General features: G+C 68.2%; 13 protein-coding genes and 2 tRNA genes. 6 read left to right on the plus strand and 9 right to left on the minus strand.

The window, feature by feature from the left end; all coding sequences use genetic code 11:
- Window positions 1–29: 29 nt before the first annotated feature.
- The 5 genes from clpX to ACX80H_RS02425 form a co-directional block, all read right to left on the minus strand.
- Window positions 30–1322 carry an ATP-dependent Clp protease ATP-binding subunit ClpX gene (gene clpX, locus ACX80H_RS02405; RefSeq protein WP_301227294.1) on the minus strand — a complete coding sequence of 431 codons (1293 nt, stop codon included), beginning with the start codon at window positions 1320–1322 and terminating at the stop codon, window positions 30–32.
- 165 nt (window positions 1323–1487) lie between these two features.
- The gene (locus ACX80H_RS02410) at window positions 1488–2162 is read right to left on the minus strand and encodes an ATP-dependent Clp protease proteolytic subunit (protein ID WP_087075895.1); all 675 of its coding nucleotides are present in this window, start codon (window positions 2160–2162) and stop codon (window positions 1488–1490) included.
- A 45-nt stretch (window positions 2163–2207) separates the two neighbouring features.
- A complete protein-coding gene (locus tag ACX80H_RS02415; protein WP_459310818.1) occupies window positions 2208–2834 on the minus strand; it encodes an ATP-dependent Clp protease proteolytic subunit in 627 nt (208 codons plus the stop codon).
- 298 nt (window positions 2835–3132) lie between these two features.
- On the minus strand, window positions 3133–4647 hold the full coding sequence (gene tig / locus ACX80H_RS02420) for a trigger factor (protein WP_459310819.1): 1515 nt from the start codon (window positions 4645–4647) through the stop codon (window positions 3133–3135).
- A gap of 69 nt (window positions 4648–4716) precedes the next feature.
- Window positions 4717–4790: transfer RNA gene (locus ACX80H_RS02425), tRNA-Pro, on the minus strand.
- Window positions 4791–4904: 114 nt separating this feature from the next.
- Between ACX80H_RS02425 and ACX80H_RS02430 the strand changes: the two genes are divergently transcribed.
- A tRNA-Gly gene (locus ACX80H_RS02430) sits at window positions 4905–4975 on the plus strand.
- 103 nt (window positions 4976–5078) lie between these two features.
- Here ACX80H_RS02430 and ACX80H_RS02435 read toward each other — a convergent pair.
- Window positions 5079–5963: an Fpg/Nei family DNA glycosylase gene (locus tag ACX80H_RS02435; protein WP_459310820.1), complete on the minus strand. Its 885-nt coding sequence runs from the start codon at window positions 5961–5963 to the stop codon at window positions 5079–5081.
- Window positions 5956–6426 (minus strand): ribose-5-phosphate isomerase, encoded by a 471-nt coding sequence (locus ACX80H_RS02440; protein ID WP_459310821.1) that lies wholly within the window; start codon window positions 6424–6426, stop codon window positions 5956–5958. The genes ACX80H_RS02435 and ACX80H_RS02440 overlap by 8 nt, the downstream gene beginning before the upstream one ends.
- A 205-nt stretch (window positions 6427–6631) precedes the next feature.
- Between ACX80H_RS02440 and pepN the strand changes: the two genes are divergently transcribed.
- The 4 genes from pepN (at window position 6632) to ACX80H_RS02460 (ending at window position 11054) form a co-directional block, all read left to right on the plus strand.
- Window positions 6632–9187, plus strand: a complete 2556-nt coding sequence (gene pepN / locus ACX80H_RS02445; protein WP_459310822.1) for an aminopeptidase N — start codon at window positions 6632–6634, stop codon at window positions 9185–9187.
- Between the two features lie 76 nt (window positions 9188–9263).
- A complete protein-coding gene (locus tag ACX80H_RS02450) occupies window positions 9264–9740 on the plus strand; it encodes an OsmC family protein (protein ID WP_459310823.1) in 477 nt (158 codons plus the stop codon).
- Window positions 9741–9882: 142 nt separating this feature from the next.
- Window positions 9883–10515: a mechanosensitive ion channel family protein gene (locus tag ACX80H_RS02455; RefSeq protein ID WP_459310824.1), complete on the plus strand. Its 633-nt coding sequence runs from the start codon at window positions 9883–9885 to the stop codon at window positions 10513–10515.
- A gap of 110 nt (window positions 10516–10625) precedes the next feature.
- Window positions 10626–11054: a globin gene (locus ACX80H_RS02460; protein WP_459313348.1), complete on the plus strand. Its 429-nt coding sequence runs from the start codon at window positions 10626–10628 to the stop codon at window positions 11052–11054.
- A 131-nt stretch (window positions 11055–11185) separates the two neighbouring features.
- Here the strand turns inward: ACX80H_RS02460 and ACX80H_RS02465 are convergent, their stop codons facing one another.
- Both ACX80H_RS02465 and ACX80H_RS02470 read right to left on the minus strand, forming a co-directional pair.
- Complete coding sequence (locus ACX80H_RS02465) at window positions 11186–11842, minus strand: DUF8185 domain-containing protein (protein ID WP_459310825.1); 657 nt, start codon at window positions 11840–11842, stop codon at window positions 11186–11188.
- 5 nt (window positions 11843–11847) lie between these two features.
- On the minus strand, window positions 11848–12312 hold the full coding sequence (locus ACX80H_RS02470; protein ID WP_459310826.1) for an acyl-CoA thioesterase: 465 nt from the start codon (window positions 12310–12312) through the stop codon (window positions 11848–11850).
- A 196-nt stretch (window positions 12313–12508) separates the two neighbouring features.
- On the opposite strand from ACX80H_RS02470, the gene tesB reads away from it, so the two are divergent.
- Complete coding sequence (tesB, locus tag ACX80H_RS02475) at window positions 12509–13426, plus strand: acyl-CoA thioesterase II (protein ID WP_459310827.1); 918 nt, start codon at window positions 12509–12511, stop codon at window positions 13424–13426.
- The last annotated feature ends 28 nt before the right edge of the window (window positions 13427–13454 follow it).

Here is a 13454-nt window from a genome sequence, read left to right on the forward strand (position 1 = left end):
CCTTCCTGTCTGCTTCCGGTACGCCCGGGTCAGGCGGACTTGTTCCGCCGCTTCGCGACCACCTCGTGGGAGATGAGCGTGGGCTCCGCCCGCTTGGCGACGACGTCGTCCGTGATCACCACGGTGGCGATGTCCTCACGGCTGGGAAGGTCGAACATGACCGGGAGGAGGACCTCCTCCATGATGGCGCGCAGGCCGCGGGCGCCCGTGCCGCGGTCCAGGGCGAGATCGGCGATGGCCTCGAGCGCCTTCGGCTCGAAGACGAGCTCGACCCCGTCGAGCAGGAACATCTTCTGGTACTGCTTCATGAGCGCGTTCTTCGGTTCCGTCAGGATCTGCATGAGCGCCGGACGGTCCAGGTGCGTGACCGTGGTGATGACGGGAAGGCGTCCGATGAACTCGGGGATGAGCCCGAACTTCAGCAGGTCCTCCGGCATGACGTCGCCGTAACTCGCCTCCTCGTTCTTGAGGGAACTCAGTGGCGCACCGAAGCCGATGCCCTTGCGGCCCGCCCGCGAGCCGATGATCTCCTCGAGGCCTGCGAAGGCACCGGCCACGATGAAGAGCACATTCGTGGTGTCGATCTGGATGAATTCCTGGTGCGGGTGCTTCCGGCCGCCCTGCGGGGGCACGGAGGCGACCGTCCCTTCGAGGATCTTCAGCAGGGCCTGCTGCACGCCCTCGCCGGACACGTCACGCGTGATCGAAGGGTTCTCGCTCTTGCGGGAGATCTTATCGATCTCGTCGATGTAGATGATGCCCTGCTCGGCCTTCTTGACGTCGTAGTCCGCGGCCTGGATGAGCTTGAGCAGGATGTTCTCGACATCCTCGCCGACATAGCCCGCTTCCGTCAGCGCCGTGGCGTCCGCGACGGCGAACGGCACGTTCAGCCGGCGTGCGAGCGTCTGGGCGAGGTAGGTCTTGCCGCAGCCCGTGGGACCGATCAGCAGGATGTTGGACTTGGCGATCTCGACGTCTTCGGTCTCGGCGGCGTCGGCGAGGGTTCCGGCGGCACGCGGTCCGGTGCCCGACTGGATCCGCTTGTAGTGGTTGTAGACGGCGACGGCGAGGGAGCGCTTCGCGGGCTCCTGGCCCACCACGTACTCCTGCAGGAAGTCGAAGATCTCGCGGGGCTTGGGCAGTTCGAACGTTCCGAGATCCGCCACCTCGGAGAGCTCCTCCTCGATGATCTCGTTGCAGAGGTCGATGCACTCGTCACAGATGTACACGCCGGGGCCGGCAATGAGCTTGCGGACCTGCTTCTGGCTTTTTCCACAGAAAGAGCACTTGAGCAGATCCGTGCTCTCACCAATGCGAGCCATGGTTCAATCCCCTTAGGTATTTCGCGATTGCTACCACCACTCTAGGCCACATGCCCGTGGTAGCCAGTATCAAAATGCCCGTGGTGCCTCACGGCGCCACGGGCGGATCCCGGCCTCGGCGGCGTCATCCGAGGGTTCCGGGGAACCACGGATGACGCCTGCCGCTCACGGGGTGTTGATCTTGACCGGGGTGATCTTGCGGGAGTTGAGGACCTCGTCCACCAGACCGTACTCGACGGCATCGGCGGCGGTGAGGATCTTGTCACGCTCGATGTCGAGGTTGACCTGCTCCGAGGAGCGGCCCGAGTGCAGGGCCAGCGTGTCCTCGAGCCAGGTCCTCATGCGCATGACCTCGTTGGCCTGGATCTCCAGGTCCGAAGCCTGTCCACCCTGTCCACCGGAGAGGGCGGGCTGGTGGATCAGGACGCGGGCGTTCGGCAGTGCCAGCCGCTTGCCGGGGGCGCCGGCAGCGAGCAGGACGGCGGCGGCGCTTGCGGCCTGGCCGAGGCACACCGTCTGGACCTCGGGCCGGATGAACTGCATGGTGTCGTAGATCGCCGTCATCGCGGTGAAGGAGCCACCGGGCGAGTTGATGTACAGCGTGATGTCGCGCTCGGGGTCCGTGGACTCGAGGACGAGCAGCTGGGCCATGACATCATCCGCGGAGGCGTCGTCGACCTGCGTGCCGAGGAAGATGATGCGGTCCTCGAACAGCTTCGTGTAGGGGTCCTGGCGCTTGAAGCCGTACGGCGTGCGCTCTTCGAACTGGGGAAGGATGTAGCGGCTGGTCGGGAGGTTCTGCGCCTTGGATCCCGCTGCTGCCTGGAAATCGTGGTTCATGGTGTCTCCTGTAGGACGACTGGTCGGAGGATGGGCTGCTGCGGGCTAGGACGTCTGGTCGGTTCCGCCGCCGCCGGAGACAGAGCCCGAGTGTGCGGAGATGTGGTCGAAGAAGCCGTACTCGAGCGCTTCCTGGGCCGTGAACCACTTGTCGCGGTCGTTGTCCTTCAGGATCCTCTCGACGGTCTGGCCCGTCTGCTCCGCCGTCAGTTCGGCCATGACCCGCTTCATGTGCAGGATCAGCTCCGCCTGGATGCGGATGTCGGTCGCCGTTCCGCCGATGCCACCGGAGGGCTGGTGCATGAGGATGCGTGCGTGGGGGGTGGCGTAGCGCTTGCCCTTGGTGCCCGAGGACAGCAGGAACTGGCCCATCGAGGCCGCGAGTCCCGTCGCGACCGTCACGACGTCGTTCGGGATGAACTGCATCGTGTCGTAGATCGCCATGCCCGCGGTCACCGAGCCGCCGGGCGAGTTGATGTAGAGGTAGATGTCGCGCTCGGGGTCCTCCGCCGACAGCAGCAGGAGCTGCGAGCAGATGGCGTTCGCGTTGTCGTCACGGACCTCGGAACCGAGCCAGATGATGCGCTCCTTGAGGAGCCGATTGTAGATGTACTCGTCGCGACCGGCCGCTTCGGGGCCGGCCATGCTCGGGGTGCTTGGTTCGGTTGCCATGAACGTTAACCTCTCACTCTGGCGGGCCGCTCCAGTTCGGCCGACCCGTCCGTTTGTCTCTCCTTGGACACTAACCCGCTCCGCAGCCGATTTCGTCCCGCTCGCACAACTGTTCGCTGACGGCGCACGGTGTCCGGGCGACATCCGGGCGACCGACGAACAGGCGCCGCGCAGCCTCCGCCCGACGCCCCGGCAGCCCGGAGCGTCGGACCTGCTCCACCCGCAACTCCGGGCTTAACGCGGCAGCGGCGCCGCTGCCCGGAGGCTGCGGCACCGCTGTCTGCGCTGCTGGGACAAGCTACTCGGCGCTTGCCTTCTTCTTGGTCTTCTTCGGTGCGGCAGCCTTGGGAGCCTCTGCCGGCTCGGCCTCGGACACCGCCTCCTCGGTGGCTTCGGACTCGGTGGCTTCGGACTCGGTGGTCTCGGACTCGGTGGTCTCGGACTCCGTGGCCTCGATGTCCTCGGCGACGTCCTGCTCGGTCTCGACGTCGTCGACGTTGATCGTCTCGTCCTCGTCACCCGCGGGGCGGACGAATTCGGTGAGGTCGATCGCGGCACCGTTGGTGTCCGTGACCGTCGCGTACTCGAGGACCTTGGCCAGCGCCTTGCGGCGGCGGACCTCTCCGACGATCATCGGGACCTGGCCGCTCGAGTCGAGCATCTGCGCGAACTGGTTGGGCTCCATGCCGTACTGGCCCGCGGTGGAGACGATGTAGTCGATCAGCTCGCTCTGGCTGACACCGACCTCTTCCTTCTCGGCGACGGCGTCGAGGATGACTTCGTTCTGGAAGGCACGCTCCGTGTTGGTGCGGATCTCCGAGCGGTGCTCCTCGGTGTCGTGGTCCTCACCGGCACTGTGGGCGTTCTCGCCGTTGAAGTGCTGCTCCAGCTGCTCCTCGATGACGCTCTCGGGCACCGGTACGGCGACGAGCTCGATGAGCTTGTCGAGCACCTTGTCGCGTGCCTCGACGCCCTGGTCCATGAGCTTGGACTCGGACGCCTGCTTCGCGAGGTCCGCACGGAGCTCGTCGGCGGTGTCGAACTCGGAGGCGAGCTGGGCGAACTCGTCGTTTACCTCGGGGAGCTCGCGCTCCTTGACGGCCTTGACCTGGACGGTGACCTGGGCGTCCGCGCCGGCGTGCTCGCCGCCTGCCAGCTTCGTCTCGAAGGTCGCGCTCTCATCGGTGGAGAGACCCGTGACGGCCTCGTCCATGCCCTCGAGCATGGTGCCGGAACCGATCTGGTAGGACAGGTCCTGCGCCGAGTCGACCTCTTCGCCGTCGACGGAGGCGGTCAGGTCGATGGTGAGGAAGTCGCCGTCCTTGGCCGGGCGGTCGACTGCGGCCAGCGTGCCGAAGCGTCCGCGGAGCTCGTCCATGGCCTTCTCGATGTCCTCGTCGGATGCCGCGACGGGCTCGACCGTGACCTCGATGCCCTTGTAGTCGGGAAGCTCGACCTCGGGTCGGATGTCCAGCTCGACGGTGAAAGTGAGCTGGCCGTCCTTCTTCGCGGGATCCGGGACCTCGGTGATCTCGACCTCGGGGCGGCTGAGGGGACGGATCCCCGTCTCCTGGACGGCGCTCTGGTAGAACCCGTTCAGGCCGTCATTGATCGCGGTCTCGATGACGTAGCCCCGACCGACGCGCTGGTCGATGAGCTGCTGGGGAACCTTGCCCTTGCGGAACCCCGGAACCTGCACCTGGGTGGCGATGGTCTTGTAGGCCTCGTCGATGCTGGGCTTCAGTTCCTCGAAGGGGACCTCGACGTTCAGCTTCACCCGGGTGGGGGAAAGGGTTTCAACAGCGCTCTTCACAGCGTAGGACTCCTGAAATGATTGGGATTGGTTCTGCAGCGGAGGCACTTTCCTCATCACACGACAGAGTCGGGGTGACAGGAGTTGAACCTGCGACTTCCTGCTCCCAAAGCAGGCGCTCTACCAAGCTGAGCTACACCCCGTAAGTGCGAGTGACAGTCTACGCACCTTTACGCCTGCCACGCACATTTGGCGATAGCGCGGCAGCTGTGGTGTAGTTATATGCGTTCCACGGGGCTCCGAGAGGCGCCTCCTGCGGGGATGTAGCTTAATGGTAAAGCCTCAGTCTTCCAAACTGATTACGCGGGTTCGATTCCCGTCATCCCCTCTCCCCTGGGCCGACAGGTCCGCATCACCCGGACATCGCTCCGGGTGATTCTCGTTTAAAGCGATTCTCGTTCACGCCACCGAGTGGTGCGGAGCATCGGCTGTCAGTCCACCTGGCACCGCGGGCACCAGTAGACGTTCCGTGCCGCCATCTCCGCCGTGAGGATGGGTGTCCCGCAGCGGCGGCACGGCTCGCCCGTGCGCTTGTAGACGTAGTGGGGCGCGGACGCCTTCGGCCGGCCACCGCGCGCCTCCGCCGTCGTCGTGATGATGCGTCCCTCGCGGACGCCGTCCTTCATCAGCCGCACGGTATCCGCCCAGATCCCGGCGGCCTCGTCCTCACGGAGCTGCCTGCCGGGACGCCAGGGGGAGATGCCCTGCAGGAAGAGCACCTCCGCACGGTAGACGTTCCCGATGCCGGCGATGACTGCCTGGTTCATGAGCTGGATGCCGATGGGGCTGATGCTGGACAGGACCCTGCGTACGAAGAGCCCCTCGTCCGACCGTGGCTGCAGCGGGTCCGGTCCCAGCCTGGTGCGCGCTGCGGCTTCCTCCGCCGGGGTGATGACCTCGCAGGCCGTGGGGCCCCGGAGGTCCGCCCAGCCGTGGGCGGACACGAGGCGTACCCTTACGGCCCCGACCGGCTCGGGCGGTCCTGGGTATCCTCCGTGCGCATCGCCGTTCCCGGACGGCCGCTCCGACTCCCCGATCCTCCGCGGCGCCCCGATACTCGAGGCGCCACGGAAGGTCGCGTCACCCCCGAAGCTCCACGCGCCGTACAGTCCCAGATGGACGCGCAGCACGCGGTCGTTGTCGAACCGCAGGAACAGCTGCTTGCCATGGGCGAGCGCGCTGAGCAGGGTGGCGCCGTCGAGCTGCTCGGCTCCTGCGGCGAAGCGTCCCTGCGGGCTGGACACCGCCAGCCTCTCGCCGACGAAGACGGAGGTGAACTGCTTCGCCAGCCGGTGGACCGAATGGCCCTCAGGCAACGCTGCCCGTCTCCTCGAAACGCGCGATCTGCGCGATCCTGCGGCTGTGCCGCTCGGCGCCGCTGAAGGGTTCGGCGAGGAATGCCTCGATGAGGGCGGTCGCCTCCTCCACGGAGTGCTGGCGTCCGCCGACGGCGATGACGTTCGCGTCGTTGTGCTGCCGCGCGAGGCGTGCCGTGTCCAGGTTCCAGGCGAGCGCCGCCCGGACTCCGTGCACCTTGTTCGCCGCGATCTGCTCGCCGTTCCCGGACCCGCCGAGCACGATGCCGAGCGCCTCGGTGCCCGCTGCCCGGTCGGCGACGACGGCGCGTGCCGCGTCGATGCAGAAGGATGGGTAGTCGTCCTCGGGATCGTAGGACGTCGGGCCGTGGTCGACGACGTCGTGCCCTGCCGCTGTGAGGTACGCGAGCAGGTGGGCACTCAGCTCCATGCCGGCGTGGTCGGTGGCGAGGTGGACGCGCATGGCGATCGATTCCTTCGGGTGACGCCGGGAGGAACCGGCGGTGGCTGGGGACGTCCGCGGAGCAGGACCCCACCAGCCTAGTCGGACCTGCGGGGACTCGGCGAAGCGCGGAACGCCCCTCAGGCGGAGGAGGAGAGGCGGAGTGAGAGAATACGAAGCGCCGCGGTCCCGCGCGCGTACCCGCAACCCACCCTGGAGGCGATCCTTGCCCGGTCTGAACCTGACGCGCGACGAAGCACGCACACGCGCCGATCTGCTCACCGTCCACTCCTACGAGGTCACCCTCGACTTGACGCGCGGCGACCGCGTGTTCGGGTCCACGACGGTCGTCTCCTTCGCTGCGGAGCAGGGCGCGTCGACGTTCATCGACGCCGTGGCGGACACCGTGCACCGCGTCGAACTGAACGGCGTGGAACTGGACCCTGCGGAGGTGGCCGACGGCGTGCGGATCCAGCTTCCGGTGCTGGCCGCGAGCAACACCCTCGTGGTCGAGGCCGACATGCCCTACATGAACACCGGCGAAGGCCTCCACCGCTTCACCGACCCCGTCGACGGTGAGGTCTACCTCTACACCCAGTTCGAGGTGCCCGATTCGCGCCGGGTCTTCGCCGTCTTCGAGCAGCCGGACCTGAAGTCCACGTTCCGTTTCTCGGTGACCGCGCCGTCGCACTGGGACGTCATCTCCAACATGCCCACGCCCGAGCCGGTGCCGGCCGGTCCGGCCGAGGGCTCCGGGAACTCCACCTGGTACTTCGAGCCCACGCCGACGATGTCCTCCTACGTGACCGCGCTCATCGCCGGCCCGTACCAGTCCGTCCGCAGCGAGCTCACGAGTTCCGACGGCCGGACCATCCCGCTGGGCGTCTTCGCCCGCAAGTCGCTCATGCAGTACATGGACGCCGAGAACATCTTCGCGCTGACCCGGCAGGGCTTCGAGTTCTACGAGCAGCAGTTCGGCACGCCGTACCCCTTCGGGAAGTACGACCAGTTGTTCGTCCCCGAGTTCAACGCCGGCGCGATGGAGAACGCGGGCGCGGTCACCTTCGTCGAGACCTACGTGTTCCGCTCCCGCGTGCCCGACGCGACCATCGAGCGGCGTGCGATCACGATCCTCCACGAACTGGCCCACATGTGGTTCGGCGACCTCGTGACGATGCGCTGGTGGAACGACCTCTGGCTGAACGAGTCCTTCGCCGAGTTCATGTCCACCCTCGCCGCCGCCGAGGCGACGGAATTCGAGCAGGCCTGGACCACCTTCGCGATCCTGGAGAAGGGTTGGGCCTACCGCCAGGACCAGCTGCCCTCCACCCACCCCATCGTGGCGCAGATCAACGACCTCGAGGACGTCCAGGTCAACTTCGACGGCATCACCTATGCGAAGGGCGCCTCGGTGCTCAAGCAACTGGTGGCCTGGGTGGGCCAGGACCGGTTCATGGAGGGCGTGCGTCAGTACTTCGCCAAGCACTCGTGGAAGAACACCGAACTCGTCGACCTCCTGTCGGAGCTCGAGGCCGCAAGTGGTCGCGACCTGAAGGCGTGGTCCGCGCTGTGGCTCGAGACCGCCGGGGTCAACACGCTGAGCCCCGAGTTCACGACGGACGACGACGGCACCATCACCTCGTTCGCCATCCTGCAGAGGGCCATCGAGGCCTTCCCGACCATCCGCCCGCACCGACTCGCCGTCGGTTTCTACGACCTCGACGACGGCGACCTCGTCCGCACGCACCGCCTCGAACTCGACGTCGACGGCGAGCGCACCGAGGTGCCCGAGCTCGTGGGACGCACGCAGCCCGCGCTCGTCCTGCTGAACGACGACGACCTCGCCTACGCGAAGATCCGCCTCGACCCGGCCTCCCTGAAGACCTCCGTGCTGCACGTGAAGGACTTCCGGGACTCCCTCCCCCGCACGCTCGTCCTCGCCTCGGCATGGGACGCGGCGCGCGACGGCGAGACGCCCGCGCGGGACTACGTGGAGCTGGTACTGCAGAACATCGGCGCGGAGTCGGACTCGTCCGTCGTCCTCGTCCTGCTCCGGCAGCTCGCCTCCGCGCTCGCGTTCTACGTTCGTCCCGCGGACCGCGAGGCGATGGCCGATGCCGCAGCGGACCGACTCCTCGAGCTCGCCCTCGCCGCGGACGCGGGCTCCGATGCGCAGCTGCAGTTCACGAAGGCCTTCTCGGGACACGCCCGTACGGCGTCGCAGCTGGACACCGTCGAGGCGATGCTGGACGGCCGGCGCGTCCCCGAAGGCATCACCGTGGACCAGGACCTGCGGTGGGAGCTGCTGACCAGCCTGGTCGTGGGAGGCCGCGCCGGCGAGGCCGCGATCGACGCCGAACTGGCGCGCGACTCGACGGCGACCGGAGCGCTCGCGGCAGCAGCAGCACGGGCTGCCCTGCCGACGGCGCCCGCCAAGGAGGCGGCGTGGGCCGCCCTCGTCGACTCGACCGACCTGCCGAACGCCACCCAGCGGTCCATGATCGCGGGCTTCACGCGCGTCCACGACCGTTCCCTCCTCGAGCCCTTCGTGGAGCGGTACTTCGCCTCGGTCCAGGACGTCTGGGCCACCCGCACGCACGAGATCGCCCAGCAGATCGTCGTGGGTCTCTACCCCTCGCTCCTGACGACCCAGGAGACGCTGGACCGGACCGACGCCTTCCTTGCAGCACTCGGCGACTCCTCTCCCTCGCTCCGGCGGCTGATCCTGGAAAGCCGGGACGGCGTCGAGCGCGCCCGGAAGGCACAGGCGGCCGACCGGTAGCCCCGCCGGTGCAGGAGCGGGAGGGATCCCCCGTTCCTGCACCGGGACGTCAGCGCTCCGGTACTAAGTTTGGATCATGAACCTGCACACCTACTCGGCCCGGATCCGCTGGACGGGCAACCTCGGCTCCGGAACCTCCGGCTACCGGTCCTATAGCCGCGACCACGAGATCGAGGTCGAGGGCCCCGGGCTTCTCGCAGGCACCGCGGATCCCACCTTCCACGGGTCGAAGGACCGGTGGAATCCCGAGCAGCTGCTGCTGACCGCCGTCGCGCAGTGCCACATGCTCTCCTACCTGCACGTCGCCGTGAAGGCAGGCGTGGTCGTGACGGGGTACCGGGACGCCGCGACGGGCACCCTGCGGCTGAACAGGGACGGCAGCGGCGAATTCACCGGCATCCTGCTGCGTCCGCACGTCGAACTGGAGGACGCCGGACAGGGCGCGCTGGCCGATTCCCTGCATGCCGAGGCCAACCGCCTGTGCTTCATCGCGCGGTCGGTGAACTTCCCGATCCATCACGAGCCCACGTCGGCCGGACCCGCGACGTCCTAGCGCCACCCCCGGCTCGTCGCACGCGGGCCCGACCGTCCGCTGTAGCCTGTTAAGGCGTCTCCGCGCTGGCGGTCCCGATCCGCGAGGACCGGCAGATGACCGACCACGGCGGACTCCCGGGCGCCTGCACGAAAGCGACACCATGACATTTCTTCCCTCCCTCGGCTACGGCGGCCAGGTCCTCGGTGCGGTGATCATCCTGATCGCCGCCTTCCTCCTGTGGCTCGTGGTCCGCTACCTGATCGCGCGGTCGGTCAAACGCGTCCAGAACGGTTACAGCGTCTTCAAGAAGCCGCACTTCAAGTGGGCGCAACCCGCGCTCCGCCCGTTCGACGGCGCACGGCGCGTGCAGCGGGCCGAGACGATCGGTGGGCTGATCTCGAGCTTCGCCGCCGTGACCATCGCCGTCGTCGCCGTCCTCATGGCCATCGAGTCGCTCGGCTTCAACATCGGCCCCATCCTGGCCAGTGTCGGGATCGTCGGCATCGCGATCGGCTTCGGGGCGCGGGAAGTGATCCGCGATGCCTTCCTCGGGTTCTTCATCACGATCGAGGACCAGTACGGCATCGGTGACACGATCGAGGTCGGTGACACGGTGGGGGTCGTGCAGTCGCTCGGCCTGCGGATCACCCGCATGGTCGACGGGAACGGGGCCATCTGGTACGTCCGCAACGGAGACATCACCAAGGTCGGCAACAGGTCGCAGGGCGACTACGTGGAACCGCCGGCGGAACCGGCAACGCCCGCTCCGGCGTCAGTGGAAGGACACGCATGACCACCCAGGATTCGGGCGACGCCCGTCCAGGCGACGGCAGCCCCCAGGGCGGCCTCCCCGCCCCGGCCGGCCGGCAGCTTCCCGTGCAGGCGCCGGGCGCCAGGAGTGCGCTGCCCGTCGAACGGCTCGTCGCAGCCGGCCAGGGCTTCAGCCAGCCGCAGTACACGGACAACTTCTACGAGGCGGTGGGCGGTCATGCCACCTTCGTGAAGCTCGTCGACGCGTTCTACGACGGGGTCGCAGGCGACGACGTGCTGCGCCCGATGTACCCGGAGGAGGACCTCGGACCGGCGAAGGAGCGTCTGCTGCTCTTCCTCGAGCAGTACTGGGGCGGACCGAAGACCTACGGCGAGCAGCGCGGACACCCGAGGCTACGCATGCGCCATATGCCGTTCCGCGTCGGACCCCAGGCGAGGGACCACTGGCTCCAGCACATGCGCGCCGCGGTGGACACCCTCGGCCTCGCCCCCCTGCATGAGGCCACACTCTGGGACTACCTCGATCGCGCCGCCCACTCGATGGTGAACGCGGCCGACTGAGGATCCACTGCGCCGACGACCCGGTCGTCAGGTCCCCGAGCCCTTCCGTCGGCACGTAGCGCGGCGGGATGGGTGGCCCCGTGGACTCATCGTGCTCGGGAGCTGGACGTCCCGCCAGGCCGATTCGCGCCTCAGAAGATGGCAGCCGCACGCACCAGGACGTGGCCCCGTCTAGTACTGAGGCGGGACCAGCGGCCATTGGTGTGAACGGTGGCCTCCGCGCCGGGCTCGAGGAACCCCAGGCTGAAGGCCCCGAAGGCGGCTCCGGCCGGAACGGCTCCGGGCACTCCGGCCAGCGGACGTCCCCAGACCGCCGTGCGCGCACTGCTGACCAGCGGCGCACCGGCACGCTCGGGGAGGCTCCGGGCGACCTCGCCGATACCGTCCTTCGCCGCCTGCTCCAGGGCACCCGTCGGGATGCTCCCGGCGTGCGCCCAGCCGGAGCGCGGCGGGAGGACCCCGGCCCAGTTCTCCGTGACCGTCACGGCGGGGACGGGGAACACGAGGTCGCCGTCGTGCATGCGTGCGAGCCTGTCGAGGACGGAGCCCAGCGAGACGGTGACGTCGACGTCGGCATCGCCGTCGAGCGCCATGGTGCGGAGCCCGAGCACGGTGGGCACGGCTTCTCCCAGCACCGTGGGGCGGAGGGTGCAGACGTACGCCGCGAGGACGCGACCGACGGTGAGCAGGCGCATGCCGCCGTCATCATTCGCACGCGCCCGGGCAGTGAACGTCTGGAAGTCCGCGACCGAATGGGAGTCCGCGAAGCGCAGGGATGAGGATGCCATGCGTCCTACTTGCCGCGGGCGCGGCGGAATGGGACGGCCGGACCCGCCCAGGAGGAGAGTATGTCCTTCTGGGGCCCGGACAGCCGCACAGGCCGCCCGGTGCTGCGGCTGACGAGCACCATGGTGCTCGCAGCGATCGCGCTGGTGGTGCTTCCGTCGGCGTCGATCCGGTCCCGGACGGCGTAGCCCAGGTCGAAGCTGGAGCCCCCCACGTCGGTCACCCAGAGATCGACGGCGGCCGGCGTGGTGCTGAAGTTCAGGGGCGCACGGTATTCGATCTCCTGACGGGCCACGAGCGTGTAGTGGTCAGGGTCGATCAGGTCCAGGAAGGAGCCCTCCGGCCGAGGCCGGCTCATCAGCAGCACACGCGCGTCCTCGAGGAACTGGAGGTACCGGACGTTGTTCACGTGACCGTAGGAATCCTCGTCGCCGAACCGCAGCTGGAGGGGAAGAGTGTGCACCGGAGACATACGGCCATCCTCTCAAGATCTGCTTCCTGCAAGCCATTCCGCAGGTCCGCACGGCGCCGGGTGTGAGCAATGCCATCCCTTCGCCCCGCGCCGTGTTGAGCAAGACAGGGGGTGCGTCTACTGTCAGTAGGTGCCGGGCGCCGCCTGCCGTGGCACACCGCGACGCTCTTACCTGTCCACGAGGAGACATCGAACCATGGCAGACCATGCGCCATCAGCTGAAGCACCGACCGGACAGCGGAGGAAGGACCCTACCGCGGCGCTCCTGGACCTCCTCGACCTGAGCAGCGCGGAGGGGGCGCAGACGGACGAGGAGATCTTCGTCGGGACCTCCGCTCGGCAGCCGGGACGCCGTGTCTTCGGCGGCCAGGTGCTCGCGCAGTCGCTCGTCGCCGCCATGCGCACCGTGGAGCCCAGCCGGGCCGTCCACTCGATGCACGGCTACTTCCTGCGCGCGGGGGACGCGGACCAGCCCATCACCTTCGGGGTGCAGCGCCTACGCGACGGGCGGTCGTTCTCGGCCCGCCGCACGCATGCCTACCAGAACGGCGTGCCCATCCTGTCGATGATCGCGTCCTTCCAGGAGCCCGACGAGGGCATCGCCCATCAGGACACGATGCCGGCCGGCGTGCCCGACCCCGAAAGCCTGCCGTCGACCGCCGAACTCCTCGGCGGCTTCGACCATCCGGTGGCCCAGGCCTGGGCCTTCGACCGACCGTTCGACATCCGGCACATCGATGCGCCGCTGTACCTGTCGAACGAGGGTTCGCGCGAACCGCGCAACGCGGTCTGGATGAAGAGCCTGGGACCGATGCCCGACGACCCGAACCTGCACCGCGCCGCCCTGGCGTACGCGAGCGACTACACCCTGCTGGAGTCGATCCTGCGACCGCACGGCCTCACCTGGATCCAGCCCGGCATGAACGTCGCCAGCCTCGACCACGCCATGTGGTGGCATCGGCCGGTACGCGTGGACGACTGGCTGCTGTACGTCCAGAGTTCGCCGAGCGCGTCCGGCGCGCGCGGGCTGGCCGCCGGACGGATCTACAACCGCAGCGGAGAGCTCGTGGCGAGCGTGGCCCAGGAGGGCATGGTCCGCGTCCCTCCTGCCTGAGGACGCCTGGAAGGGGCACGCGCATCCG

It is taken from the genome of Arthrobacter pasteuri (assembly GCF_054510955.1).